This is a genomic window from Actinopolyspora lacussalsi subsp. righensis (assembly GCF_900116555.1).
Lineage (GTDB): Bacteria > Actinomycetota > Actinomycetes > Mycobacteriales > Pseudonocardiaceae > Actinopolyspora > Actinopolyspora lacussalsi.
In genome coordinates, this window is record NZ_FPAT01000004.1 from 1 (window position 1) to 24,514 (window position 24,514).

At 68.6% G+C, this 24,514-nt stretch carries 26 protein-coding genes, 1 pseudogene and 1 CRISPR repeat array; of the genes and pseudogenes, 10 read left to right on the plus strand and 17 right to left on the minus strand.

Going from position 1 to position 24,514, the window contains the following annotated elements:
• The 5 genes and pseudogenes from BM394_RS08345 to BM394_RS08365 all read left to right on the plus strand — a co-directional run.
• Positions 1-324 (plus strand): annotated as a pseudogene (locus tag BM394_RS08345) (flavodoxin-dependent (E)-4-hydroxy-3-methylbut-2-enyl-diphosphate synthase); the annotation flags it as partial.
• 150 nt (positions 325-474) lie between these two features.
• Entirely contained in the window at positions 475-1,641 is a 1,167-nt protein-coding gene (locus tag BM394_RS08350; RefSeq protein ID WP_092976396.1) for a sensor histidine kinase, read from the plus strand.
• The gene (locus BM394_RS08355) at positions 1,638-2,282 is read left to right on the plus strand and encodes a response regulator (protein ID WP_092976399.1); all 645 of its coding nucleotides are present in this window, start codon (positions 1,638-1,640) and stop codon (positions 2,280-2,282) included. Before BM394_RS08350 ends, BM394_RS08355 begins: the two co-directional genes overlap by 4 nt.
• Before the next feature lie 373 nt (positions 2,283-2,655).
• Complete coding sequence (locus tag BM394_RS08360; protein WP_092976402.1) at positions 2,656-3,894, plus strand: DUF418 domain-containing protein; 1,239 nt, start codon at positions 2,656-2,658, stop codon at positions 3,892-3,894.
• Positions 3,895-3,928: 34 nt separating this feature from the next.
• Positions 3,929-4,756 (plus strand): SAM-dependent methyltransferase, encoded by an 828-nt coding sequence (locus BM394_RS08365; protein WP_092976405.1) that lies wholly within the window; start codon positions 3,929-3,931, stop codon positions 4,754-4,756.
• A gap of 377 nt (positions 4,757-5,133) precedes the next feature.
• Here the strand turns inward: BM394_RS08365 and BM394_RS08375 are convergent, their stop codons facing one another.
• The 7 genes from BM394_RS08375 to BM394_RS08400 form a co-directional block, all read right to left on the minus strand.
• Positions 5,134-5,337 carry a cold-shock protein gene (locus BM394_RS08375; protein ID WP_092626113.1) on the minus strand — a complete coding sequence of 68 codons (204 nt, stop codon included), beginning with the start codon at positions 5,335-5,337 and terminating at the stop codon, positions 5,134-5,136.
• 218 nt (positions 5,338-5,555) lie between these two features.
• On the minus strand, positions 5,556-5,870 hold the full coding sequence (locus BM394_RS08380) for a MerR family transcriptional regulator (RefSeq protein WP_245780057.1): 315 nt from the start codon (positions 5,868-5,870) through the stop codon (positions 5,556-5,558).
• Between the two features lie 492 nt (positions 5,871-6,362).
• The gene (locus BM394_RS08385) at positions 6,363-6,731 is read right to left on the minus strand and encodes a MazG nucleotide pyrophosphohydrolase domain-containing protein (protein WP_245780058.1); all 369 of its coding nucleotides are present in this window, start codon (positions 6,729-6,731) and stop codon (positions 6,363-6,365) included.
• A gap of 192 nt (positions 6,732-6,923) precedes the next feature.
• Entirely contained in the window at positions 6,924-7,250 is a 327-nt protein-coding gene (locus BM394_RS08390) for a hypothetical protein (protein ID WP_092976414.1), read from the minus strand.
• 246 nt (positions 7,251-7,496) lie between these two features.
• Positions 7,497-8,018 (minus strand): hypothetical protein, encoded by a 522-nt coding sequence (locus BM394_RS22350; protein ID WP_139235176.1) that lies wholly within the window; start codon positions 8,016-8,018, stop codon positions 7,497-7,499.
• Positions 8,015-8,494, minus strand: a complete 480-nt coding sequence (locus tag BM394_RS22750) for a hypothetical protein (RefSeq protein ID WP_175530027.1) — start codon at positions 8,492-8,494, stop codon at positions 8,015-8,017. Before BM394_RS22750 ends, BM394_RS22350 begins: the two co-directional genes overlap by 4 nt.
• A 25-nt stretch (positions 8,495-8,519) precedes the next feature.
• Entirely contained in the window at positions 8,520-8,801 is a 282-nt protein-coding gene (locus BM394_RS08400; protein ID WP_092976417.1) for a hypothetical protein, read from the minus strand.
• Positions 8,802-9,315: 514 nt separating this feature from the next.
• Between BM394_RS08400 and BM394_RS08405 the strand changes: the two genes are divergently transcribed.
• The 3 genes from BM394_RS08405 (at position 9,316) to BM394_RS08415 (ending at position 11,245) form a co-directional block, all read left to right on the plus strand.
• Complete coding sequence (locus BM394_RS08405) at positions 9,316-10,188, plus strand: helix-turn-helix domain-containing protein (protein WP_092976420.1); 873 nt, start codon at positions 9,316-9,318, stop codon at positions 10,186-10,188.
• 17 nt (positions 10,189-10,205) lie between these two features.
• Complete coding sequence (locus BM394_RS08410; protein ID WP_092976423.1) at positions 10,206-10,415, plus strand: DUF397 domain-containing protein; 210 nt, start codon at positions 10,206-10,208, stop codon at positions 10,413-10,415.
• A 229-nt stretch (positions 10,416-10,644) separates the two neighbouring features.
• A CRISPR array of direct repeats spans positions 10,645-11,036; the repeat unit is 25 nt; unit sequence GTGCTCTCCACGGGCGTGGAGGTGG.
• 26 nt (positions 11,037-11,062) lie between these two features.
• Positions 11,063-11,245: a hypothetical protein gene (locus BM394_RS08415; protein WP_092976427.1), complete on the plus strand. Its 183-nt coding sequence runs from the start codon at positions 11,063-11,065 to the stop codon at positions 11,243-11,245.
• 179 nt (positions 11,246-11,424) lie between these two features.
• Here the strand turns inward: BM394_RS08415 and BM394_RS08420 are convergent, their stop codons facing one another.
• The 6 genes from BM394_RS08420 to glmS all read right to left on the minus strand — a co-directional run bounded on the left by BM394_RS08420 (position 11,425) and on the right by glmS (position 18,298).
• Positions 11,425-11,811, minus strand: coding sequence for a DUF5313 family protein (locus BM394_RS08420; RefSeq protein WP_092976430.1), 387 nt, complete (start codon positions 11,809-11,811; stop codon positions 11,425-11,427).
• Between the two features lie 133 nt (positions 11,812-11,944).
• Positions 11,945-12,427: a tRNA (adenosine(37)-N6)-threonylcarbamoyltransferase complex ATPase subunit type 1 TsaE gene (gene tsaE / locus BM394_RS08425; RefSeq protein ID WP_092976433.1), complete on the minus strand. Its 483-nt coding sequence runs from the start codon at positions 12,425-12,427 to the stop codon at positions 11,945-11,947.
• On the minus strand, positions 12,424-13,536 hold the full coding sequence (locus BM394_RS08430; protein ID WP_092976436.1) for an alpha/beta fold hydrolase: 1,113 nt from the start codon (positions 13,534-13,536) through the stop codon (positions 12,424-12,426). Before BM394_RS08430 ends, tsaE begins: the two co-directional genes overlap by 4 nt.
• Positions 13,533-14,678 (minus strand): alanine racemase, encoded by a 1,146-nt coding sequence (gene alr / locus BM394_RS08435; RefSeq protein ID WP_092977190.1) that lies wholly within the window; start codon positions 14,676-14,678, stop codon positions 13,533-13,535. Before alr ends, BM394_RS08430 begins: the two co-directional genes overlap by 4 nt.
• Positions 14,679-14,798: 120 nt before the next feature.
• A complete protein-coding gene (locus tag BM394_RS08440; protein WP_092976441.1) occupies positions 14,799-16,337 on the minus strand; it encodes an NAD(P)H-hydrate dehydratase in 1,539 nt (512 codons plus the stop codon).
• 98 nt (positions 16,338-16,435) lie between these two features.
• Complete coding sequence (gene glmS, locus BM394_RS08445; RefSeq protein ID WP_092977191.1) at positions 16,436-18,298, minus strand: glutamine--fructose-6-phosphate transaminase (isomerizing); 1,863 nt, start codon at positions 18,296-18,298, stop codon at positions 16,436-16,438.
• A gap of 123 nt (positions 18,299-18,421) precedes the next feature.
• Here glmS and BM394_RS08450 point away from each other — a divergent pair, with 123 nt between their 5' ends.
• Together BM394_RS08450 and BM394_RS08455 are read left to right on the plus strand one after the other, a co-directional pair.
• Positions 18,422-19,240 (plus strand): dienelactone hydrolase family protein, encoded by an 819-nt coding sequence (locus BM394_RS08450; RefSeq protein ID WP_092976445.1) that lies wholly within the window; start codon positions 18,422-18,424, stop codon positions 19,238-19,240.
• Positions 19,241-19,294: 54 nt separating this feature from the next.
• The gene (locus tag BM394_RS08455) at positions 19,295-20,362 is read left to right on the plus strand and encodes a hypothetical protein (protein ID WP_139235177.1); all 1,068 of its coding nucleotides are present in this window, start codon (positions 19,295-19,297) and stop codon (positions 20,360-20,362) included.
• 153 nt (positions 20,363-20,515) lie between these two features.
• On the opposite strand, the gene BM394_RS08460 is transcribed toward BM394_RS08455, so the two are convergent.
• The 4 genes from BM394_RS08460 to BM394_RS22755 all read right to left on the minus strand — a co-directional run bounded on the left by BM394_RS08460 (position 20,516) and on the right by BM394_RS22755 (position 24,507).
• Positions 20,516-21,109 (minus strand): hypothetical protein, encoded by a 594-nt coding sequence (locus tag BM394_RS08460; RefSeq protein WP_092976452.1) that lies wholly within the window; start codon positions 21,107-21,109, stop codon positions 20,516-20,518.
• A 74-nt stretch (positions 21,110-21,183) separates the two neighbouring features.
• A complete protein-coding gene (locus BM394_RS08465; RefSeq protein ID WP_092976456.1) occupies positions 21,184-23,553 on the minus strand; it encodes a WXG100 family type VII secretion target in 2,370 nt (789 codons plus the stop codon).
• Positions 23,554-23,556: 3 nt separating this feature from the next.
• Positions 23,557-23,886 (minus strand): hypothetical protein, encoded by a 330-nt coding sequence (locus tag BM394_RS08470; RefSeq protein ID WP_092976459.1) that lies wholly within the window; start codon positions 23,884-23,886, stop codon positions 23,557-23,559.
• Positions 23,887-24,339: 453 nt separating this feature from the next.
• Entirely contained in the window at positions 24,340-24,507 is a 168-nt protein-coding gene (locus tag BM394_RS22755) for a hypothetical protein (RefSeq protein ID WP_165400703.1), read from the minus strand.
• Positions 24,508-24,514: the final 7 nt, after the last annotated feature.

Here is a 24,514-nt window from a genome sequence, read left to right on the forward strand (position 1 = left end):
AAGTTGGAGATCGTGTCCTGCCCGTCGTGTGGGCGGGCGCAGGTCGATGTTTACAAGCTCGCCGACGAGGTCACCGCGGGCCTGGAGGGCATGGAGGTGCCGCTGCGGGTGGCGGTGATGGGTTGCGTGGTCAACGGCCCGGGCGAGGCCCGCGAGGCCGATCTCGGGGTGGCCTCGGGTAACGGCAAGGGCCAGATCTTCGTCAAGGGCGAGGTGATCAAGACCGTGCCCGAGAGCCAGATCGTGGAAACCCTCATCGAAGAAGCCGGACGCCTGGCGGAGGACAGCGAGGAGTCGGGCGAACCGGTCGTCAGCGTTTCCTGATCGAAGTCTTCCGGTCGGGTCGTTCCACCGCGACGTGGAGCGGCCCGAGCCCACTACCGGAGCCGGGTTTTCTCCGGCGAACGTCACGCTCGCCCCACCGCACGGCCACGCGGCACAGGGGCCTCCGACGAATCCGACTACCGTGGCCCCGTGCGTTTCTTCCGCGACCGCAGGAGATGGTTGTCCTGGTGGGACGGCAAACTCCGCTCACTGGTGTTCGATCTGTTCGTGGTGGCTCTGCTACTCGGAGAGGTTTCCACGGGCGACGAACCCTCGGGGATCCTGCTGGTGCTGGGCTACGTCGTGTGCCTGCCCTTCGCGGTACGCAGACGGTTCCCCTGGGGGCCGGTTCTCGGATCCGTGGCCATGCTGTTCACCCTCTCCAACAGCCTCGCCCCGATGATCGCGTCCTACACCATGGCGCGCAGGAAAGGTCCCGGCGCGCAGCTGTGGGTCACGATCGGTGTGATGCTCGCCGTGCAGGCGGTGTGGACCTACGAGAGCATGGATCCCGGTTTCTGGTTGATCCTCCTCTTGTTCCCGGCCGCCGCCGTGGGAGTGCCGACCCTGCTGGGCCTGTGGTTCTTCCAGCGCGGGATGCTGCTGGTGACGCTGCGGGAACGAGCCGAACAGGCAGAACGTGAACGCGACCTGCTGGCCGAGCGGGCGGTGGCGGCCGAACGGCGGCGCATCGCCCGCGAGATGCACGACGTGGTGGCCCACCGCGTCAGCGTGGTTTCGCTGCAGGCCGGTGCGCTGACGATGTCGGCACCGGACGAGCGCACCGGCGAAGTGGCCGAGACGATCCGTCGAACGAGTGCCACGGCGCTGACCGAACTGCGCGGCATGCTGCGGGTGCTGCGCGACGACGGGCAGGACGACGCCGGGCAGCACCACGGCGAACTCGCCGAGGAACCCACGGTGGGCGGTATCCGGCAGCTGGTCGACGAAGCCGTCGGGACGGGTTCGAACATAACCCTGGACCTGCCCGAGCAGCTCCCCGAGACGTCCGGCTCCGTCGGTCGTGCCGCGTACCGCGTGGTCCAGGAGGCACTGACGAACGCGGCCAAGCACGCGCCGCACGCCGCCGTACGGATCGAAGTGGCCACGGAGGACGGGCAGCTCGTGGTCACGGTGTTCAACCAGCTCCGCCGTGACCCGGACAACGGGACGCCGCCGGGCTCCGGCTACGGGCTGATCGGGATGCGGGAGCGCGTCACGCTGGCGGGTGGAACACTGCGCACCGGGCACACCGAGGACGGGGGCTACCGTGTGCGGGCGGTCTTTCCCATCCACACCGACGAGGTGACGACTTGAGCGTCAGGGTGATGCTCCTCGAGGACGAGGCGCTGGTGCGCGGCGGGATCAGGATGATCCTGGAGTCCGATCCGGACATCGAGGTCGTCGCCGAGGACGACGACGGGGCGAACGCCGTGGATCTGGTGGCCCGGCACCGCCCCGACGTGGTACTCACCGACATTCAGATGCCCACCGTCGGCGGCCTGGAGGTCACCGAACGGATCACCACGCTTGCCGAAGCGCCCGCCGTGGCCGTGCTGACCACGTTCGACCTGGACGAGTACGTGTACTCGGCGCTGCGCAACGGCGCGGCCGGATTCCTGCTCAAGGACACCCCGCCGCGTGAGCTGGCCGGTGCCGTGCACGTGGTCGCGCGGGGCGAGGCGATGCTCTCGCCACGCATCACCACCAAACTGCTGGCGACCTTCTCGCGGGGGACCGCGGCGGCGAGCGCCAAGTCCGGCATGGACACGCTGACCGCTCGCGAGCGGGAGGTGGCCGTGGCTGTTGCCCAGGGGATGAGCAACTCCGAAACGGCCAACCACCTGCACATGAGCCTGTCCACCGTTAAGGTCCATCTCGGACAGATCATGGCCAAGCTCGAAGCGACCAACCGGACGCAGGTGGCCATCATCGCCCACGACGCCGGCCTCGCATAGCCAAGAGTTCGCCACCTCGGTTCACCGAGATGCTCCCTTGGGGGAACCTCTCGCACGGCTCTCGCTGCGGCCAGGCCCGACATCGGGTAGTTACTACACAACGTCGGGCCTTCCTCGCGAGAGCCGCACGGGAGAACCCGCGGCGGTGCCGATCGCGAGGGTGGTCGGAGTTCGGCACTGCCTCGTAGTGGCGCGGCGATTTCGCGAGAAATCGACACCGCCACGCCGAAGAGCTGCCGTGAAGGGAGCCCCGACGCACGCCGCCGGTTCTTCCCCTCGGGGTTCGAGGTCGGTGCGCCTCGGCGGAAAGTGGTAGACGGACATGATCGTTCGGCTGATCCCGCGATTACGGGCGGGCCGCCATCATCGATGCGTGACCGAATCGACCACCTCTTCCGAGACAGGGTTACCGACCACCGCTCGCTCCCCCACCGCGCGAACCGGGCGCCTGGTGGGCATCGACATGGCTCGCGGACTGGCCGTACTGGGGATGTTCGCCGCGCACACCGTGCCGTCCGGCTGGCTGCACACGCTGGTGTCCGGACGTTCCGCGGCGCTGTTCGCCGTACTGGCGGGTGTGTCGATCGCGCTGCTCAGCGGCGGCACCGAACCGCACACCGGGCGGCGGAGAACCGCCTCGGCCGTGCGTATCGCGGCACGAGCCGTGCCGCTGTTCGTGCTCGGCCTGCTGCTGACCAGCATGCAGGTACCCGCCATGGTCATTCTGGCCTTCTACGGTGTGCTGTTCCTGCTCGCGATCCCGCTGCTGCCGCTACGGGCCACGTCGCTGGCGGTGTCGGCGGCGGTCCTCGCCGTGGTGACCCCGTTGGTGTCGTTCCTCGTTCGGAGCAACATGCCCTCCCCGAAGCGACTCGGCTACACACCTGACCTCGCCGACTTCACCTCGCTCGAAGGGGTGGCGGAAGCCTTCCGGGCCATCGTGCTCACCGGTGCTTATCCAGTGTTGACCTGGATCCCGTTCCTGCTGGCGGGTATGGCGCTGGGCCGTCTCGAACCGCGCGTATTCCGGGGACGACTGGTGGCGATCGGAGCGGGACTGGCCCTGCTCGGCTACGGCGTCTCGTGGCTGGCCCTGTACGTCTTCGGCGGATTCGAGCGGATCGTAGGGATTTACCAGGGGAAGTTCCCGCCGCGAGTGGTCGAGGAACTGCTGGCCTCGAACCTGGGAACGGTCCCCACGCGGGATCCGGCCTACCTGCTCACGGCCGGGGCGCACAGCGGAACTCCCTTCGAGATCATCGGCGCCGCCGGGGTCGCTCTCGCCGTGATCGGGCTGTGCCTGTTCGCTGAGCGGTCGCGCACCGTACTCTTCCCGCTCGCCGCGGTCGGGGCGCTGGCACTGACCTGCTACGCGGGGCACCTGCTCGTGCTGCGGGCTCTCGGCCCGGAGCGGCTCGCGCCGCTGATGGGCGAACACCCCCACGCGTTGTGGCTGCTGCTGGTCACCGGCGCGCTGCTGTGCGCCGCGCTCTGGCGCCGGTTCCTGGGGCGCGGTCCGCTGGAATGGACGCTGCACCGCCTCACCGCCGCGCTCGGGAAGCTGATCGTGCGGGGAAACCCGACAAGTGCGGAAAACTCCACATCCGAATAGCCGAACCGCTTCGCGGCGTGGCAGGCTGTTTCCGATGCGCGAACACGACGAGACTGGTACGGATGCGGACTCGGAAGCGGGTGGACTCGACCCGTACACCCCGAACATCGCCCGCATGTACGACTACTTCCTGGGCGGCTCGGCGAACTTCGTCGCCGACCGCGAGGCGGCCGAGCAACTGCTACGGGCGTTTCCGGGCAACCAGGAGTGGACCCACATCAACCGGGCCTTCCTGGGCCGCGCCGTCCGCGTCTGCGCCGAGGCGGGGATCGACCAGTTCCTCGATCTGGGCTCCGGCATTCCCACCAAGGGGAACGTGCACGAGATCGCCCAGCAGGTGAACCCGGCCGCACGGGTGGCCTACGTCGACATCGAGACCATCGCGGCCAACCACGCCCGGCAGCTGCTGGCCGACGATCCGCTCTCCACCATGACGCAGGCCGACATCACCGACCCGCAGGCCGTGCTGAACGCTCCCGGCGTGACCGAACTGCTGGACTTCGACCGGCCGATCGCGGTACTCGCCGTGGCGATCCTGGACATCCTCGACGTCGACGACCCGGCGGCGCTGATGGCGCGGTACCGGGATGCCTGCGTGCCCGGCAGCGCGCTCGCGATCTCGAACTCCGCGATGCTGGACATCTCGGAGGAGGAGGTCGACGGGGCGCAGGAGGTCTTCGAGACCACCACCACACCCACGCTGCGGACCCGGGACCACGGGGAGGTCCTGGAGATGTTCGCGGGGTACGAACTGCTCGACCCCGGTGTGGTCCCCAGCGCGCAGTGGCGCCCGGACGAGCCGGTGTCCGAGGAGTACGCCGCGCGCAGCAACGCCTACGCCGGTGTCGGCATACTGCGGTGACCGGAACCGAGCTCGAATGATCGGCAACGCGGAACAGGAGGAACCGGCATGTCCCGTGTATCTTCGAAGATCCTCGCGCTCTGTTCGGTTTCGGGCTCGCTCACCGTGCTGTCGCTGCTGCTGAGCGCCCTCTCCGAGAGAGATTCCCTACTGCCGAATCCGGTGATTTGGAGTCTGGTGGTCGCGGGAGCGATTCTCCTGGGGCTCGGGCTCGTCGAATTGCTCCGGCGCGTGAGAAGAGGTGGGGGCGCTCGATGCGGGCGCTCCGCGAGGATGTGACCGGACAGACTTGATGTGTCCGCCCGTCCGGGCCGGAAACACCAGTGGCTCCCTACCCATCCCGGGCAGGGAGCCACTGGAAAGAAGAGAAGCGGTACTCAGACCGCCCGCACGAGGTCTGCCTGCAGCCCCTTGGGGCCCTGGCTGACATCGTAGGTGACCTGCTGGTCCTCTTCGAGAGTACGGAAGCCGGAGGCATCGATCGCCGAGTAGTGCACGAACACGTCCTGGCCGCCCTCGTTCGGGGCGATGAAGCCGAAGCCCTTTTCCGAGTTGAACCACTTCACTGTTCCGTTAGTCATGTCCGTCTCCTTCGGGAGCTGGGGTATGACGAGCCACCACACCGTGCGGAGGCCCGGGCCGGGGATCTCAGACGGCGACTCGCTCCAGCTACAACCAAAGAAAGAAGCTCGCCCGCATCAACATCCTGCGAGCATGCACACAACACGAACCCAGAAACTCAACGACCGTCAACGACTCTACACACCCCACCCACGACCCGCGCCGACGGGGGGGCGATCTAACCCTGCGCGGCCGACTCCGGCCGATCGGTGTACTCGGCGAGCTGGTCCTCGAGGCTGATGATCCGGCAGGCCGCCGTCACCGGGGTGCCCTGGTCGACGAGTTCGCGGGCGCGGGTGGCCCGCCGCAGCTGGCGACGGGAGTAGCGGCGATGTCCCCCGCCGGAGCGCTGCGGGGCGATCAACCCCGCCTCCTCCAAGGACCGCAGGAACGGCTGGGTCACCTCCAGCATGTCCGCGGCCCGCCCCATGGTGTAGGCGGGATAGTCCTCGTCGTCGAACTTCTCCTCGGCTCCAGGCCGATTTTGATCCACTACCGCTCCCCGCTCCCTCGACAAGGCCCCCGGCACACCAACAGTGCGCCGGGGGCCGCGGAGGGATACTTACTCACTGCTCAGGCCGTGCCTCCACCCACCAACACGGGAAAATGGGGGCGGCCGGAAAACAACTGACTCGACGACCCCCTTCTCATACGCGTGCGGATCACGGACTTACCTGCACAACCCGGACGAGAACCAACGAACCTCACCCGGGCCCTACCACTGCACTTCTCATCACTCACGGCGCCGATTCGTCGGTGATGGCGCTTCAGTGCTCTCCGCCTGCTGGTGAAAACCATAACAGCACCAAGCCACCATGTCTACAGCGGCGATCAGAGAAATTTCCCCTGGGCCAGACACCGGAACCTCGGGTCGACCATAGGCGGACGGAGCGGAACTCAGATGCTGTCGCCCCTCACCGAGACCACCGGATCACACAGCGGGCCGCGGTACCGCGCTGCGTGGGCTCGGGACAGCTGCTGTCGTTCAGTTGTCGTTCCTCGTCGGTTCTGGTGCGGAAGAGGCCCCCGCTGCCGCCCGCGAATTTCGCGAGAAATCGACGGGGTGCTCGGTGCCGGCTGGTTCTGGTGTGGTCGGGAACCAAGTTCGTGCCTCGTTGCGGCGTTCCTTGTCGCGCAGGGCTTCGTCGAGGTCGATGTCGAAACGGTTGGCGATGGCGCAGAGGTAGATCAGGACGTCGGCGAGTTCACCGCCGACGCTGCCCGTTGCCGAGCCGGGGTCGATCGCGAGGCCGGAGCGCTCGCGGATGGCCTTGCACAGCTCGCCGTACTCCTCGCCGAGTTTGAGGGACTGCTCCAGCACGGTGTTGTCTGCGAAGCCGCGTTCGGTTTCCATTTCGGTGACGTAGCGCTGGATCTCGGCGAGTCTCGCTTCGGCCGGTAGTGGTCGCATCGTGGTCCTTCGGTGCTCGGGGCGGGTGCGGCCGCGATCAGTGCTCCCGGTGGGAACGCGCTCGCGGGTGGCACGACAACGACCGTCCGGGACACGAGAACCGGTTCGCAGTGGTATTCGTGACGATGCTCGGTGTCAGCCGAGGTGGGGAGCCACCACCGCCGCGACAGTGAGTTCGATCGTGTGTATGCCGGTGAGGAGTAGGCCGATGCGGGTGGGCCAGTTGGTGCGCCATCCGGCGAGGCGTAGTCCGGCGATGCCTGTCCACCACAGCAGGCAGGCCAGTGTGCCGAAGAACGCGTGGAGTTCGATGCCCGGATCGTCGGGGTGGGTGATCGTCGTGACGAGGGACAGGTTCAGGACGACGGTGATCCAGCCGCTGTAGGCGAAGGCCGCTACGGCCAGGCCGGTTCCGGCGCATTCGCGCAGCAGGATCGTGGTGACCGGGGAGAGTCGGGGCATGCTGGTGGGTCCGGTTCGGTTCGGTGGTTCGGTATTTCGGTGGTGTGGGGGTCCCCGGCCGGGGGTGGGGTGGGAGCGGCCCCTGTTCCCGGCCGGGGTGGTGCCGCGCCGGATGGGGAAGGGAGAACTCCGGCGCGGCACCGGCCTGGGACGGCCCCCGGCACGCCGTTGTGCAGGGGGCCGGGCGGGCGTGTGCCGGAGGTGTCGGGGGTTTTCACGACACACGCCCGGGCCTGAAAGGGACGGTCAGGCCACGGCTGGGAGACCGTGATGACCGGTCCCTGCTGGACACGGGTTACCGGGTGTTTTCTCGGCGGGGGTGTTGGGCTCGTCGGGATCGGTGGTGGGCCAGCCCGGCTCGGTGTCGCCGTGGGTGATCCACACCGGAGGAAGCCGGGACAGCCGTGGCAGGCGGGGCGGTAGGTATCCGATGGCGTGCAGGCAGGCGTCACAGACCGACCGGCCCTCCTCAACGGGCGGACTGTTGCTGGCCCGAGCGCGGTAGGGGCCACGGCGGGACAGATGCCCGCACAACGCCCGCAGCCCGCTGTTTCCCGCTTTGGTGTTGCCGGGGCAGGCGTGCCAGCGGGACTCGAAGGCACTGGTAAACCAGGCGTACCCACTACTGGTGTTCAGCGGTTCGGTCCCCACGCCAGCCGCGCCAGCACCAGGGTCAGCAGCGCCAGCAGCAGGATCGCGATCTCGAACTCGGACACGGCCCCTCCTGACCAGGTAGCGCAACGCGAGCAGCAGCAGGGTCAGCGTCACGAGGACCACCCCTCCCGAGCCCGCAGGGCGGCATCCAGCGCGTCCCGCAGCTGCCGAGCTTCGGCGACGGTGAACAGCGAGACCGCGCCCCGCGCGGGCGCCAGCAGTGCCACGCCTTGAGCTGTGGGCTTGATCCGCACCACGGTCTGGCCGTGCCGCTGCTGGCGGCACGGGACGACTGACCACTCCGACACGCCGTCCACAGCGGCCGAATTGTCGAGCTGGGCCAGCTCGTACAGCCAGGGCTCGTAGGAATTCGTCAGGCTCGGCGGGTAGGGATCACTGGCAGCGAGCAGATACTCAGTACACACCCGGCAGTAGTGATGCCACCCGCCCAACACCCGCTCCGGCGGGTGCGGGGCCAACTCGACCACCTCGCCGCAGAAACACGCCACCCGTCCCCGGCCCGCCCGCGCGGAGTCGGCACGCTTGGAGAACGCGGTGGCATGAATCTCGCCCGACCCAACACCGGTCACGAACCGAGGCGGCGGCACGGGCGGCTCAACGAGTGTGGGCATGGCGCACCACCCGCCCCCGCCGACCCGACCCCGCCATCGCCCAACAGCACTGCGCACACAGCTCCGGGTCGGCCTCCGGCTCGCCCAGCGGCGTGACCTCACCCAACCCCAGATAAACCTGGCACAGACTCAGCACCCACGAGGCCGTGTACTCACCCGGGTGATACTCGATCGCATGCAACCGAGGCAGCTGGCCAGACCGGTGATCGGCCTCCGTCGCGGCCAACACCACACACACCAGGCCGCGCGGAAACAACGAACCCACCTCACACCACCCCCAACAAGAGGTCGAGGTGCGAAGGTTCCAGACGCGCAGACACGCATCTCACCACAAGCGATAGCATCAACAACGCTCCACATCAGTAGTAAACGGCTGACGGAGCCACCCCCGCGTGATGCTTGCCGGCGTACGCGGGAAGGGCTACTCGTCCGGTGGTCGCCACCGGACGAGTGGTCAGAAACGCAGCGGCACTCGTAATACGTCGGTGTCGAAAGCTTCGCTCGTCATCGGACGATGCGTGATAGCTCCGAGTCGTCGTGTCATTCCTCTACTCCGCAGCTCGACGGTTCGTCGCCCCTAGGACAGTGGGGCTTCTTGCGGGTTGGTTCGCACGGTTGTGTCCACAGTGTTGCGATGTATGACACTATGCATGTGGGATTCCCATTGATGCAACTGGTTCGTGCAAGAAAATTCGATGCTTTACCCAATAGTGGGAATCCCGTCAGCGGTATTTCTCATAGACTGCGTGACATAGGTGAGGCGGACCACGGAGGTAACCATGTCTGGACAGGACGGAACGGAACGCATCAGTCCCACAGTGCGCCTGCGCAAGGTGACCAGGCGGATTCGCCAGTGGCGCAGCGAAGCGGGACTTCCCTTGGAGGAGGTCGCACCTCGGCTCGGCTGGTCGAAGAGCAAACTGGGTCGCTACGAAACCGGGGACACACCCATCGGTCCCGCCGAAGTCATGGCGATCGCCACCGTGTTCGGCATTCCCGAAGAAGAGCGGGAACACTACGTCGGACTCGCCTTCCAAGCACGGCAGAAGGGCTGGTGGCAGCGATACGGTGCGAACACGCTCGCCAGCAACTTCGCGGAGTACGTCGGTCTCGAATCCGAAGCAGGCCACGTGCGGGAGTTCGCCTCAGATCTGATCCCCGGACTACTGCAGACCGAGAACTACGCCACGGATCTGATGAACGCCTGGATTCCCCAGGCCAGTCCGAACGTCACACGTGAACGAGCGGATCTACGGAGGCAGCGACAGCAACGACTCCACGACGAGCAACCGGTCCAGCTCAGCACAGTGATCCACGAGTCCGGTCTGCGCCAGTTGGTCGGCGGTGCCGACGTGATGCGGGAACAGCTGGAACATCTCGTCACGATGAGCGAGCTGCCGCACGTCACGCTGCAAGTGCTGCCGTTCGATGCCGGTGCGGTACCCGCGCTCGGCGCGCCGTTCATCATCCTCTCGTTCCCCGACCAGGAAGACCCCGATGTGCCATACACGGATTACCTGACCGGCTGCGTCTACATCGAGGACGAGGACGAAGTCGAGTCGTATAACCTGAACTACAGCGCTCTTGAACAAGCGGCGCTGACCCCAGCAGACTCGGCAGAGTTCATCACCAAGCTTGCCGGGGAGCTATGAATGCGAGGAGTACCCACATGACCGCCCCAGACTTCAGTCAGGCTCGCTGGCACAAAAGCAGCCGCAGCAACGGCGGCGGTGCAGCTTGCGTCATGGTGGCGCACGTGCCCACCGCCACCGGTGTCGCCGACAGCAAACTCGGCGAAAACAGTCCCGTCCTGCCGTTCAGCAGCACCGCGTGGACCTCGTTCGTCGACGCGATCAAAAGCGACCGCCTCGACGGCTGAACCGGTTTCGTGAAGTCCCGCTCGGTGTGCCGGGCGGGACTTTTCGCGCCTACGGCCACGATGGCTGGTCGTGGTGTGCGGGGATCGGGACGTTCGGTTGCCGACGCTACGATGACTCCTAACCGGAACCGGTCGAGAAGTACTGACCCCACATTCGAGGTGAGGTCTCCCAATGTCGCGGTGGCGCGAAAACGTGCAACGGCGGTCATAACATCGCAGGTCGCAGAGGGTGCTCTCCACGGGCGTGGAGGTGGACCGCAGCCTACCTACCACCTGAGTCCTGGATGCTTGTGCTCTCCACGGGCGTGGAGGTGGGCCGTTGCGGCGGCTGATCGAGGCGGCCGACCGGGTGTGCTCTCCACGGGCGTGGAGGTGGGCCGACCGAGGCGTACCGCCCGGACAAGTTCTTCAGGTGCTCTCCACGGGCGTGGAGGTGGGCCGACCCGGCCCGAACTCGTCCACGGCTTGCCCTTGTGCTCTCCACAGGCGTGGAGGTGGACCGCCCAACGAGGTGTGGCCGATCGAACCCCGCACGTGCTCTCCACAGGCGTGGAGGTGGACCGACCCGTTACCACCCGTCCGACGTAGACCGCGCGTGCTCTCCACGGGCGTGGAGGTGGACCGGCGCGGCGACGGGAGGTCACGGCATGACACGCGAGGAATGCATCGAGGCGGCGGGCCGCATCCTTGCCCGCGCCCGCGCCCGCAGGGACTCACTGCCGATCGAGGAGGCATACTACCCCGGCGGGCCGTCCCGAGAGTCCATCCGCGCCCAGATCATCCGTCAGCGCTACGAAGCAGAGGAGGTCGCAGCACGACCAGCACAGTAAGTGCTCTCCACGGGCGTGGAGGTGGGCCCATCGATGTCGTCCTGGGTGTTGACCTGCGCGTCGTGCTATCCACACACGTGGAGGTGAACCGCCACGCGGACCGGTAGCTCACCGCGTCCGGGGCGGGCAACCGACGGAACGCACCGGACCGATGCGTGCGGCGGGGCCGCTCGACGTGATCAGGAGCGGTACCGCTCGACGTAGCGCTGCCACGACTCGGCGTCATTCTCGGCCTGACGCTCGGCGCGCTTCTCCCGTCCGGTCCCGAGCGGGTAGCCGTGCTTGACGAGCCGGGTCTCGCTGCTCTCCACCATGGACGAGGTGGAGTACAGCAGCGACATGAGCAGCCCGCCGACCACGCACATCGCGGTGATCCACAGCGGCCCGGGCAGCAGCAGCACGAGCAGTCCGGGCGAGACCTGCACGAACACCCGGGCGATGTGCCGCAGCGCCCAGGTCCGGCAGGTGACGTCGTGCAGCACCCACTCCCGGTAGCGCTCGGGTAGGCGTCCACCGTAGACGTACCAGAGCCACAGCACCGGGTTCGGACGGTTCCCACCGCTCATCGTGATCCCTCGCTCCCCGCACAGCCGTCCGGACGAACCATCCCCCGCACCGACAGCATCCCACCCCGCCGCGGACCACCCTCGAATCAACCGAGGAACCGACGGGCGGGCACACAGACCCCGGGCAACGCCCTCACTCGAAGTCGGGCGGCAGGCGTTCCTCCCAGCGCCGCCCCTGCGGGTACAGCGTGATCTCGCGGGTCTCGTCGGCGCGGCGCTCGATGCGCACCAGCAGGTTGTCCTCGGCCAGCCGCTCGGCGAAACCGCCACCCCACTCGACCACCACGGCGGCCTCGGTCAGCTCGGTGTCCAGATCCAGGTCGTCGAGCTCGGCCAGCGAGGTGAGCCGGTAGGCGTCCACGTGCACCAGCGCCGGACGCCGCCAGTCCGAGGCGTAGTGCTCCCGCGCCAGCACGAAGGTGGGCGAGGTGACCCGGCCACTCACCCCCATCCCCTGGGCGATGCCGCGCGTGAGCGCGGTCTTGCCCGCCCCGAGCGGACCGTCCAACAGCACCAGGTCCCCGGCGCCGAGCACGGCACCGAGCGCGGCGCCGAAGCGATACGTGTCGTCCACGGTCGCCAGCTCGTAGGTCCAGCTCACCACATCGGAACTCAACTGCCGCTCACCTTCTCCGCGGTCCCCTCGGCCCGCTCGTCCCGTGCCACTCGCCGAACCAGCTCGCTCAACCGCTCCGTCACCGGTTCGGCCCGTTCCAGAATCGCCATGTGACCGGCCCCCTCCAGCCGCACGAGCTCGGCGTCGGACAGTCGCGCCGCGATCGTCTCCGAGTGCGAGAACGGGATGAGCCGGTCAGCGTCACCGCCCATGACCAGCACCTCGGAGTGCCGCAGCCCCGCCAGCGCCGCCGTGCGGTCGTGCGAACCGAGGGTGTCCAGGAAGTCGGTCACGGTCTCCACCGTGGTGGAGGCGATCATGTCGTCGGTGAGGTCGACCAGCGCGGTGTCGACGTCACGATCGCCGAAGGCCAGGCGGCGGACCGCGTTCCAGGCCACGTGCGAACCGCTCCGGCGGGCGCTTTCCACCAGGCTGGGCTGCCACTGGGCCAGCACTCCCATAGTCCTGGTCAGCGGGTTGTTCTTCGACAACCACGGCTTCGGCAGCCCCCGCGCGCCCACTTGCCCGGCCGAGGTGGACAGCAGCGCCACCCCGGCGATCCGCTCGCGGAAGAGTTCGGGCCGCTGCTCGGCCAGCGCCATGATGGCCATACCCCCCATGGAGTGCCCGGCCAGCACCACCGGCCCGCGCCGCGCGGTCGCCCGCAGCACCGCGTCCAGATCCCTGCCCAGCTGCTCGATGGTGCAGTTGGCGCGCCTGGAGTGGCCGGAGCGCCCGTGGCTGCGCTGGTCGTAGAGCACCAGCCGCACGTTCGGGTCGGACAGCCGCGGCAGGTCCCTGCGCTGGAAGTGCCAGCACCGCGAGTCCAGCGAGTAGCCGTGCACGAGCACCACGGTCAGCTCGGCCTCCCCGCCGTCGGCGGGACGCACCTCCTGCACCGCCAGCGGCACTCCGTCGTCGGCGGCGACGGTGGACCCGCGGTCGGGTTCGAGCCTGCCCAGCGCCTCGCCCTGGTAGGGGTCGTCCTCGGCGCCGTTCCTGCGCTGCACGGCGATCCGCGAGCTGTACGAGGCGAGGCTCACGGCGGTGCCGGTCACCACGGCACCCACCATCCCGGCGGACCAGGCGAGCGCGTGCCACGGCTTCATAGCGTGTCCTCCGCAACCACGGTTCGGGTCACGCGCGGACGATACATACCGGTCACGATCTCGTAGTGGATGGTGCCGAGTTCCTCGGCCCACTCAGCTGCCGTGGGCTCGCCGCGATCGCCCGGCCCGAACAGCACCACCTCGTCCCCCTCGACGACCTGGTCGTCGTCGCAGCGGACCACGATCTGGTCCATGCACACCCGCCCCACCACGGGACGGCGCTTGCCGCCGAGCAGCACCGAGAACCGGTCGGACAGCGAACGCGGCACCCCGTCGGCGTAGCCGACCGGAACCAGCGCCAGGTTGGTGTCGGTGGGGGCCGTCCAGTTGTGACCATAGGAGACGCTCTCCCCAGCGGCGATCCGTTTGGTCAGCGCCACCGAGGAGCGGAAGGTCATCGCTGGGCGCAGCCCGTGCTCGCCCTGCCGCGGGACGGGGTCGAGCCCGTAGACCGCGATGCCGGGGCGAACCATGTCGAACCGCAGGTCGGGCCGGGTCAGCAGCGCGGCGGAGTTCGCCAGGTGGCGCAGCGGGCGCAGCCCGGCAGCCAGGGCCTGCTCGTGGGCGTGCCGGAACCGTTCGGCCTGCGTGTCGATCGAGGGATGGCCCGGTTCGTCGGCGCAGGCCAGGTGCGACCACACGGCGAACACCTCCACCGCGCCGCCGGCCTCGGCCTTGGCGGCCAGCGCCACCAGCCGTTCCCACGACTCGGCGGGCGCGCCGTTGCGGTGCAGCCCGGTGTCGATCTTGAGGTGGATCCGGGCGGTGTGCCCGGTGGATTCGGCGGCTGCCACGACGTCTCGCAGCCGCGTCTCGGAGGACACCGACAGGTCCACCCCCGCGCGCACCGCGCCCGCGACGTCGTCCCCGTGCTGGTACAGCCAGCACAGCAGCGGGGCGGAGATCCCCCGCTCCCGCAGTTCGAGCGCTTCCGGGATCGAGGCGACGCCCAGCCAGTCGGCCCCGGAACGCAGCGCTGCCTCGGCAACGGTCGAAGCACCGTGGCCGTAGCCGTCGGACTTGACCACGACCATGGTCCGCGCGCCGGACTCGCTCGCGTGTCCGGAGAGCACGGCCACGTTGTGCCGGATGGCCGCGAGATCGATGCGCAGATCGGCACGGCGCGCGGGACGTTCGTTCATCCTGCTCATAATCGCACAATCCGTGAGCGTCCCCGCTCGGCTGCGGCACTACTCGCTTCGCGGAACCTCGCGCACGGCTCTCGCTCCGGCGAGGCGCGACATCGGGTAGGTAGGTTCGGTTCAGGGAGTTGTGGCGGCCACGGCACGGACCTCGCGGACGGCGGCGGGGACCGCTTCCAGCAGGGCGGAAGCGCCGATCGGCGCGCCCACCGGATCGGCGTCGCCGGACTCGGCGGAAGAACTCGGGGCGCGGCCACCGGTGGCGGCGAGCTCGGCGGCCCGCGCGTGCACGTGCGCGGCGCTGCCGCAGGCCCACAGCGGATCCAACCCGGTGGCGAGCAGCTTTCCGATCATGCCGGTGAGCACGTCACCGGAACCGGCCGTGGCGGGCCAGGCGTGTTCGCATGGGTGCACCAGGACACGTCCGTCCGGATCGGCGATCACGGTGGTGTTGCCCTTCAACAGCACCACGGCCGAACAGCGGCGGGCCACCTCGCGCACCGCCGCGATCCGGTCCACCGGACGCTGCCCGGCCAGTCGGGCGAACTCGCCCTCGTGCGGGGTGAGCACCAGCGGAACGTCCGGGTCCCGCGCGTCCCACAACGTCTCGTCACCGGCGAACAGCGTGATCGCGTCCGCGTCGGCCACCACCGGCTTGGCGTCGTCGAGCACCGCCGCGAGCACCTCACGACCGGCGGCCCCGGTGCCGATCCCCGGCCCCACCGACCACGCCTGCACCCGGCCGGCGTCGCCGACCGAACCGACCGCGACCACCTCGGGCCAGCGCTGCCGCACCGCATCGGCGGCGGGTCCCGCGTAACGAACCATCCCCGAGGCGGTGTGCACCGCTCCGCCCGCCGCGAGCATCGCGGCACCCGGGAAGTTCGCCGACCCCGCGGCGACCCCGAGCACCCCTTGGCTGTACTTGTCGTCCGCCGGACGCGGAACCGGCCAGGCCCGCCCCACATCGCCCGCTTCCGGAACCGAGCAGTCCGGCTCGTCCAGGTGCGGGTCGAGCCCGATGTCGACCACCACCACCTCACCGGAGCGCACCAGCCCCGCACCGAGCACGTGGCACGGTTTGCGTCCGCCGAACGTGACGGTCAGGGTCGCCGAGACGGCGGGGCCGTCCACGGCACCGCTCACCGGATCCACCCCGCTGGGCAGGTCGACCGCGATCACCGGGGCACTCACCCGGTCCACGGCGGCAGCGGCGAGCGGACGCAACGGGCCGTGCGCGGCGAGGCCGACTATCCCGTCGACCACCACATCGGCGCGTCGTAGCGCCTCGGCGGCCACATCGGCCACCCCGGAGTCGTCGGCGGCATCCGCCGCCTCGACGACGCGGCCTCCGGCGGCACGCAGCGCACGCAGCCCTTCGGGGTGGGTCTTCTCGGGGGCGAGCAGCACCGCCGTGACCCCCACACCCCGGTCACGCAGCAGGGCACCCGCCCAGAGCGCGTCACCGCCGTTGTTGCCCGCCCCGATTAGCAGTGCGACGCGTCGGCCCGCGACGCGGCCGAGACGTTCGGCGAGCAACCGGCGCACCCACAGCGCCACCCCGTTGGCCGCGCGCCGCATCACCGTGGGTTCCGGCACCGTTCGGAACAACCGCTGTTCCGCCGCGCGCACCTGGTCGGGGGTCCACACACCGTGCAAGTCGGAGCCTCCTGGCGGTTCCACTGTCGACGTTTCCGTTCCTCCCCACCGGATGCCGACTCACCGGGATGCCGACTCGGCGGGGAGGACGATTCGGATCACTCCACGGTGACCGATTTGGCGAGATTACGCGGCTTGTCCACGTCGTAGCCACGGTGGCGGGCGATCTCGGCGGCGAGCACCTGCAACGGGACGGTGGAGACCAGCGGCTGCAGCAGGGTCGGCACGGCGGGAATCTCGATCAGCTCGTCGGCGAACGGCCGGACCGCCTCGTCACCCTCCTCGGCGATGACGACGGTGCGCGCGCCCCGCGCCTGGATCTCGCGGATGTTGGACAGCAGTTTGGCGTGCAGCTGGGAGTGGCCCTTGGCCGAGGGCATCTGCACCACGACCGGCAGACCGTCCTCGATCAGCGCGATCGGCCCGTGCTTGAGCTCGCCCGCGGCGAAACCCTCGGCGTGCATGTAGGCGAGCTCCTTGAGCTTGAGCGCGCCCTCCAGCGCCACCGGGTACCCGACGTGCCTGCCCAGGAACAGCACCGCCTTGGCATCGCACATCCGGGTGGCCAGTTCCCGAACCTGGGGGACGGTCTCGAGCACGGAGCGCACCGCCTCGGGCATCGCGGCCAGTTCGGAGAACTCGTGTTCCAGCTCGTCGGTGTACTTGGTGCCGCGCGCCTGCGCCAGGGCCAGCCCCACCAGGTAGTTCGCCGCGATCTGGGCGAGGAAGGTCTTGGTGGCGGCCACGCCGATCTCCGGACCCGCGTGGGTGTAGAGCACCGCGTCCGACTCGCGCGGGATCTGCGAACCGTTGGTGTTGCTGATCGCCAGCACCCTGGCGTGCTGGGTGCGGGCGTGCCGCACCGCCTCCAGCGTGTCGGCGGTCTCGCCGGACTGCGAGATCGCCACCACCAGCGTGTCCCTGCCGAGCACCGGATCGCGGTAGCGGAACTCGCTGGCGAGCTCCACCTCGACCGGGATGCGGCACCAGTGCTCGATGGCGTACTTGGCGAGCAGCCCGGAGTGGTAGGCGGTGCCGCAGGCGACCACGAAGACCTTGTTGATGTCCCGGAGGTCCTGCTCGCTGATCCGCTGTTCGTCCAGCACCACACCGCCGTCGGCGAAGTGCCCGCGCAGCGTGTTGCTCAGCGCCTCGGGCTGCTCCTCGATCTCCTTGAGCATGAAGTAGTCGTGCCCGCCCTTCTCGGCGGCGGACAGGTCCCAGTCGACGCTGAACGGCCTGGTCTCGACCTCGGTGCCCACGAAATCGGTGACCCGGTAGCCGTCGCGGGTGATGGTGACCAGCTGGTCCTGCCCCAGCTCGACGGCGTTCCTGGTGTGCTCGATGAAGGCCGCCACGTCCGAGGCGACGAAGGTCTCGCCCTCGCCCACCCCCACGACCAGCGGGGAGGAACGCCGGGCGGCGACGATCTTGTCGTGCTGGTCGGCGTGCGTGACCACCAGCGTGAACGCGCCGGACAGCCGGGCGGCCACGGCCCCGAGCGCGGCGGTGAGATCACCGGCGGCCGGACCGGCGGCATACGCCCTGCCCACCAGGTGTGCGACCACCTCGCTGTCGGTGTCGCTGCTCAGTTCGATGCCGTCGTTCTCGAGCTCGGCGCGGAGCTCCGCGAAGTTCTCGATGATCCCGTTGTGGACCACCGCCACCTTGCCGGTGGAGTCACGGTGGGGATGGGCGTTGCGGTCGGTGGGGGCGCCGTGGGTGGCCCACCGGGTGTGTCCCATACCCGCCGTACCGACGAAGTGCTCGCGCCCGTCCTCGGTGACCCGCTGCTCGAGGTTCGACAGCGCACCGGCCGAACGCCGCACGGCCAGCGATCCGCCGCCGTCGAGCAGGGCGATGCCCGCCGAGTCGTAGCCCCGGTACTCCAACCGCCCCAGCCCCTGGAGCACCACGTCGAGGGCCGAGCGATGTCCTAGATAACCCACAATGCCGCACACTCGACCCAGCATAGCCAGCGGAGATGGTCTGAACCTGATACCTGTCCTCCACCCGGGTGTCGCTCGATCGTCCGGCCGGTCACTGCCACGGGTGACGGGAAGTATCCGCTACCGTGACGAGTCATGGCCCACAACGCCAAGAAGGCGCTCCAGGAGCTCGCGCGACGGGGACCCCACGACGTGCTGCACGGTGACCTCGCGCTCGTCGGCCTGCCCGGCATCGTCTGCGCGCCGCGCGGCGGGCGGGGGTTGGCCGCCATCGCGTTCGGGCACGGCTGGCTGCAGCCCGCGCGGCGTTACACCGGGCTGCTGCGCCACCTGGCCTCCTGGGGATTCGTGGTGGCCGCGCCGAGCACCCACACCGGGCCGTTCGCCTCGCACCGGATGTTCGCGGCCGACCTGCGAACCGCGCTGGACATCTGCGTCAACGTGCGGCTCGGCGAGGGCGACATCAGCGTCGACGAACACCGGCTGGCGGTGGCGGGACACGGCATGGGCGGTGGTTGCGCCGTGCTGGCCGCCGCCGAGGACAGCCGGATCCGCGCGGTGGCGGGGCTGGGCACCTCCGAGACCATGCCCTCGGCGATCGCGGCCGCCGGGCGGGTGAGCATGCCGGGGCTGCAGCTGGCGGGGGAACGCGACCTGCTGGCCGCCGCGCGCTCCAACGCGGAACCGATCACCCGCGCCTGGGGCGGTCCGGCGCAGCTGCGAACCGTGCGCAAGGCGGGTCACCTCGCGTTCACCGAGGGCAGGCACTGGAGCGAGCTGTTGCTGCAGGGCAAGTCGCACCACGGTTCGCAACGGCTCTCGCGCGCGCTGCTCACTGCCTTCTTCCTGCGCACGCTGACCGGCGACAAGCGGGGCCAGGAGCTGCTGACCAACGACGTCTCCGGAACCGAGATCGACAGCGAGCACAGCAAGGGGGCGCTGGCCGCCGCGTGACGGAAAACTCCGGACGGAACACGGCAGCGGCGTGATCCACCAGAATGACGGATGATGAGCACGCCACAGCCGCCGCACGGCGTACCGCAGCAGCCCTGGTCGGGCGGCGTTCCCCAGCAGCAACGCGTTCAACAACGGTCAGCGGGCCCCGCCGACGACACCGGCAGGCCGCTGGCGATCATCATCGCCGTCTGGGCGATCATCGCGGGACTGGGGACGCTGATCAGCTACCCAATCAACATGATTCGGTTCTGGATGGCGCAGAGCGGTTACTCCACGATCCCGGTGACCATCGCTCAGGAATCGTGGAACTTCCTGGCCCTGCTCGACGCGGCGGCTCTCGTCGTGATGGGCGCACTGCTGTTCGCCAGGCGGCACAAGGCTCGTTTCTTCGCCACAGCGGTAATAGCACTGACAGTGGCGCTGTACGCCGTGGACACGATTTACTGGTTCATCTGGGCACCGAGTTACGCGGATTACCTCTACGATTACTTCTACAGCTGGGACCAAGTTTCCGGCCATATTTTCTATTTGATTCCCGCCGTTCTCGCGCTGCTTCCCGGTGTGTTCCGCACGCTGCACACGGAACCGAAACGGCAACAGCCACCACGACAATCGGCCCCTGCCGTTCCCCATCCCGCTCACCCCGGAAAACCGCAACCGGTGAACGACCCCGCCCGGTCTCGGCAAGGCAGCGGATATCCGGCTCCGATCACGCTGGGAACAGCGACGTTGCTCGTCACCGGACTCATGGTCCTGCTTACATTGTTCTACTCGAAAAACGAGATCGTATGGTTCGTGGACGCGGGCGTGCTGCTCGTGCTGGGAACAATGCTGCTGACGCGCACGCGCATCGTCAAAGGTGTGGCCGTAGCCGGTATGGCGATATCCGTGATCGCGGCCTACTGGGAAACTTTCGAATACGGCGTCCGCGTGTACGGCTGGCGAACGCCGCTGAACGTCGCTCACAACATGGAAGCCGCGGACGGAATCATGTTCTACTGTTCGATCCTGGTGGCGATGTTGGTTTTCCTGCCCTCCGTGCTGCACTCGTTGCGCCGGAAACCGGATCAGCGGCCGCCGCGGCAGCAGTACTACTACGGAATGCCGAGCGGCTACTGACACCGGCGAGCGGCGTCGGCCCGTGAGTGGAGAGGTCTCACGGGCCGAGCACGGCCCCGCTTCCAGTCGCGAGAGTTCCGACCGCAAGGCTTCCGACCGCAGGGCTTCCGACCGCAAGGCTCCCAGCCACGGGGTTTCCCGCGTCCGGGACCGCTAGCGCAACCAGCTGCGCTGCGAGAAGTCCTCCTCGTCGTCGTCCCAGTCCTCGGCGGCCCGACGACGAGGCCGCGGCGCGGGATCGGGACGCCGCTCCGGAGGCCGGGTCGGTGTCGGATCAGGCTGCTGCTCGACCGGAGGCTCCTCGGGCGGAGGCTCCTCGGGCGGAGGCTCCTCGGGGACGGACCTGCCGAACCGACCGGCCGCGACGTTCCAGCCGACGTCCGGCCGCGCGGGCGACGGTTGTGCTCCGGCCGTGCCCGGACCCACGGTCTGACCACCGGCCGGACCACCGGGGAAACCGCTGGAACTCACCTGATGAGCGAAGGGGTCCTCGTCCTCCCGCTCACCGATGCTGATCTGCTCCCTGCGAGCGCGTTCCCGCAGCACCGCCCGCTCGGCCTCCAGCCGCTGCTCCTCCTCGCGTCGGGCGCGCTCCTCCTGTTCCCGAAAGACGCGTTCCCGCTCGTCCACCTCGGCCTGCACGGCCGCGGTCTCCCGCTCGTACTCGCTGTCCAACTCGTCCTTGCTGCGCCGGGACTGTTCCACCACAGCCTCGATCTCGGCGACCGACACCTCGGACCCGTACATTCCCCTCTTCCACGCCTTCCCCCGAATCCGGGGAGCACGACGATCGGCGAGCGCTCATTCCTCACCCGGCCGGTCTATTTCTCGTTCGGTTCACCCAGCACGGCTTGATACTGCCAGGAAGTGTCCGAGTCGAGGCCGTCGTCGAACAGATCGCCCTCGGTGCGCCAGGGACTGTCGTTGCTGCGCTCCTCGTCGCCACCACCCTGCTGGCCCGCACCGCCCATACCGCCCATGGGCATCATTCCACCCCGGGCAGCGCCCTGCTCGCTCTGACCGGACGTGCCGCTCGACTCACCCATGGAGGCCAGCCCGGTGGCTCCCTGCGAATCCGTCGGGCCCGATTTCCCTCCCATTGTCGACAGTCCCGCCTCGCCCGCTACGTCGCCGAGCTGGTTCTCGGAACGACCGCCGCCCCAGATACTTCCGCCGGTGTCCTCCGGAGAGCTGAACAGGTCGCCGGAGAACGCGGTGAAGGTGGGCCGACCCGACAGCTGCTCGGAATCGCCGAACACCCCGGCGCCCGCCCACTGCGAAGTGGTCCGCGCCGCGGCCTCGTACGGGTCGCTCTGCCGCGCTCCGTCGGGACCCTGCCCCTCCTCGGCGGGGGTTCCGGGGAAGGTCGCCGCATCAACCGGAGCCGCGGATCGGTCCTGGCCGAAGTCGACGGTCTGGGTGCTCGGCTGACCGTTCCCGTCGTCGACCGTGACGCGCAGCCCGCCCTCGGCATCGCGTGCCACGTTGACGGTGCGCTCGCCGTCACGGATGACAGCGGTGCCGTCCTCGTTCGGCCGGACGACGGTCGGCTCGCGCGAACTTCCGGTAACGTTCGTGGACTCGCCCGCAGTCGGCGGCACACCCTGCTGGCCGGGAGCACGGGGGGATTCCGTCGCTGCCGGTGCGACGGAATCCGATCCGGTCGCACCGCCCGACTCACCGAACGGGATCTGGTAGTTCCGGGGCTGTCCCTGCTCGTCCAGCAGCGTCAGCTGGGTACGGCCCTGCGAATCGGCCTCGCGAACGGCGATCCGCTCGGCGCCCTCCCCGATGGTCACCTGATCCAGATCCGGCTCGGCCCCGGCACCGCCGGTTCCGTTCGGAGCCGCCGAAGCGGCCTCCCCACCCTGCTCGGACAGCCGGGAGCGAATCTCCTCCGCCGAGGGAGTCTCCGGCTGCTCGGGCATTCCGGCTCGCTGCCCACCCGGCGCGCCCACACCGCCCGTTGTGCCGGCTGGTCCGCCACCACCGCCGGGAACGCCACCGGGAGCACCACCTGGAGCACCTCCGGTGCCTCCGGTGCCCTGGGACCGACTGGTCACTCCGGCGTCGGAGGGAGTCCGCTGCTCGCCCTGCTGTCCGCCGCCCTGCTGTCCGCTGTCCTGTTGTCCGCTGTCCTGCTGCGGGTCCTGTTCGCCGAGTTCGTCGAAGGTGTCGTCGTCCAGCTTGGCCAGCTGGTCCCGGAGCGCGGAGAACGCCTTCTCGGTGTGCTTGTAGGCGTCGTGGATCTCCTTGCGCAGCGCCTTGACGTCGTGGGCGTACCAGCCGCAGAAGTCGTCGAGCCACTTGATCCGATCACGGCACGAGGTCTCTCCAGTACCCGTCACGTCACGACAGTCGGGAGAACCGGGAAGACGGAGATCATCCCAGGTCACCTTGAGCATGACCCGCTCGTCTTCACTGTTGTCGCCCGGAGCTCCCGAGTGCGAAAGATCTACCAGCTGCTTGAGTCGAGGCAACAGCGCTTTGCCGAACTCCCCCATCCGGTCCAGCTTGTACTTGCTGGCTTCGAAGCCCTCGCGGACCATCTTCTCCATGCCGTCGAGGTCCTGGAGCATCTCCTCGGACTGGTCGTCCTCGCCGTAGTGCTTGTAGAAGCTGCTCTTGTCCTTGAAGTCGGACAACCCACCGGGGCCGATGCGGTTCTTGGGGACCTTCGCCGCCTCGTGCAGCGCTCTGCCGGTCGCGTTCAGGTCGTCGCAGTACTTGTTCAGCGGCCCTTTTACACCCGTGTACCGCTGCCGTGCGGCGTCGGCCGCCGAGCCCTGCCACGCCTGGTCGATCCCTTTCTCCAGCGAGTCGAGGTGGTTCAGCCAGGCTTCCCGGTTACCGGCGAGTTCGGATAGCTTGCCCGAAGCGGACTCCAGCATCCCCCAGTCGATGCCGCGCAACTTCGGCAGATCGTGCGTCTCGGTGGCTCCGGTGCCGTAAACCGCGTACTCGTCGCCGGGATACTTCTTGGCCGCGCCCTCGTGGGCACGCCATCTCCGGAACACCCTGCCCCACACGCCGTCGCGCATGACCTTTTCGAGCTCGTTCAGCTTGTCCAGGTGGAGATCCGAGTTCCCCTGCCCGGCGGGGGAACCGTTGTTCTTTCCCGACTCGTAAGCACTGGAGTAATTCTCCCGGCCCTGTTCCTGAGCCATTCCCTGGACGCCCGCGGGACCCACGAATCACTCCCCCTTCCCGGCATTGGACACGTTCTCGGCCTGGGCCTGGTCCCGTGATTCCATGTCGCTGAAGGAGGACTCGACGTCCCCGGCCAGCTCCTTCAAGTGATCCCGCGCCTTGCCGAGTGAACCGGCGAACCCCTGACAGGCGGTCTCGAAAACGGCACCGACGCCGATGTCCCTGCCGACCTGCCCGAAAGTGCCCTCTCCCGAATCGATCGACTCCGCGAGGTTCGTTCCCGCGTTGAAGGCGTCCGCCAGGTTCCGCGTGCTGTTGGCGACCCGCTTCATCGCCTCGCCGTCGTAATCGGCGGAGCCGTCCGACCGGCCCATGACGTCGTCCCCCTAAACCGCTCGTGCCGACCAGCGCCCGTAACGCGAACACGGGAACGTGACCGTACGGCGCACCGTGGATCATCCCAGACCGTGCGGTGTCGCCGTGAGGGTTCAACGACGTCATTGCACACGCAAAGAGGCGAGTACCGGCTACTACGAACACCGGCCGCCGCGAAGCGGCACGCCGGAACCGGCGGTACTCGAGCCAACAGAACTGTTGATCAGGTCGGTGGTGACACGAGCACCACCGCGGCTATCGCCCCGAGAGCGATCGCGACGAGCGGAAGGAGCAGGACGTAGAGCAGATCTCCGACGAAGTAACGCATGACGGATCACGCCCACCGGTTACCGAGCGGTCGGGTACGGGAGTCGATTCACCGCGCCACGAGTCAGCGACCAGAACGGCGAGTCAGAACTCGGCCCGGCGAATCAAGGATCGACAAGACGGGGTCAGGGCCTGGCACGGCGTGGCCAGTGCTCCACCAGCCAGTTACTGCCGTCGTGCGCCAAGGTGGCTGCCTTGGCACCCGCGACGGCGAGAGCGGACAACACGACAAGACCTGCGACCAGGCTGATCGCGAACAGCGCGACCAACATGGTGACAACAATGGCACCCATGTGACGA

Excerpts from the sequence above, each read along its gene's own strand:
- BM394_RS08365 (WP_092976405.1), top strand. The coding sequence starts at position 3,929 with ATGCGCGAACACGACGAGACTGGTACGGATGCGGACTCGGAAGCGGGT.
- BM394_RS08375 (WP_092626113.1), bottom strand. The coding sequence starts at position 5,337 with ATGACTAACGGAACAGTGAAGTGGTTCAACTCGGAAAAGGGCTTCGGC.
- BM394_RS08385 (WP_245780058.1), bottom strand. The coding sequence starts at position 6,731 with ATGGAAACCGAACGCGGCTTCGCAGACAACACCGTGCTGGAGCAGTCC.
- BM394_RS08390 (WP_092976414.1), bottom strand. The coding sequence starts at position 7,250 with ATGCCCCGACTCTCCCCGGTCACCACGATCCTGCTGCGCGAATGCGCC.
- BM394_RS08405 (WP_092976420.1), top strand. The coding sequence starts at position 9,316 with ATGTCTGGACAGGACGGAACGGAACGCATCAGTCCCACAGTGCGCCTG.
- BM394_RS08410 (WP_092976423.1), top strand. The coding sequence starts at position 10,206 with ATGACCGCCCCAGACTTCAGTCAGGCTCGCTGGCACAAAAGCAGCCGC.
- BM394_RS08415 (WP_092976427.1), top strand. The coding sequence starts at position 11,063 with ATGACACGCGAGGAATGCATCGAGGCGGCGGGCCGCATCCTTGCCCGC.
- BM394_RS08420 (WP_092976430.1), bottom strand. The coding sequence starts at position 11,811 with ATGAGCGGTGGGAACCGTCCGAACCCGGTGCTGTGGCTCTGGTACGTC.
- BM394_RS08430 (WP_092976436.1), bottom strand. The coding sequence starts at position 13,536 with ATGAAGCCGTGGCACGCGCTCGCCTGGTCCGCCGGGATGGTGGGTGCC.
- alr (WP_092977190.1), bottom strand. The coding sequence starts at position 14,678 with ATGAACGAACGTCCCGCGCGCCGTGCCGATCTGCGCATCGATCTCGCG.
- BM394_RS08450 (WP_092976445.1), top strand. The coding sequence starts at position 18,422 with ATGGCCCACAACGCCAAGAAGGCGCTCCAGGAGCTCGCGCGACGGGGA.
- BM394_RS08455 (WP_139235177.1), top strand. The coding sequence starts at position 19,295 with ATGAGCACGCCACAGCCGCCGCACGGCGTACCGCAGCAGCCCTGGTCG.
- BM394_RS08460 (WP_092976452.1), bottom strand. The coding sequence starts at position 21,109 with ATGTACGGGTCCGAGGTGTCGGTCGCCGAGATCGAGGCTGTGGTGGAA.
- BM394_RS08470 (WP_092976459.1), bottom strand. The coding sequence starts at position 23,886 with ATGGGCCGGTCGGACGGCTCCGCCGATTACGACGGCGAGGCGATGAAG.
- BM394_RS22755 (WP_165400703.1), bottom strand. The coding sequence starts at position 24,507 with ATGGGTGCCATTGTTGTCACCATGTTGGTCGCGCTGTTCGCGATCAGC.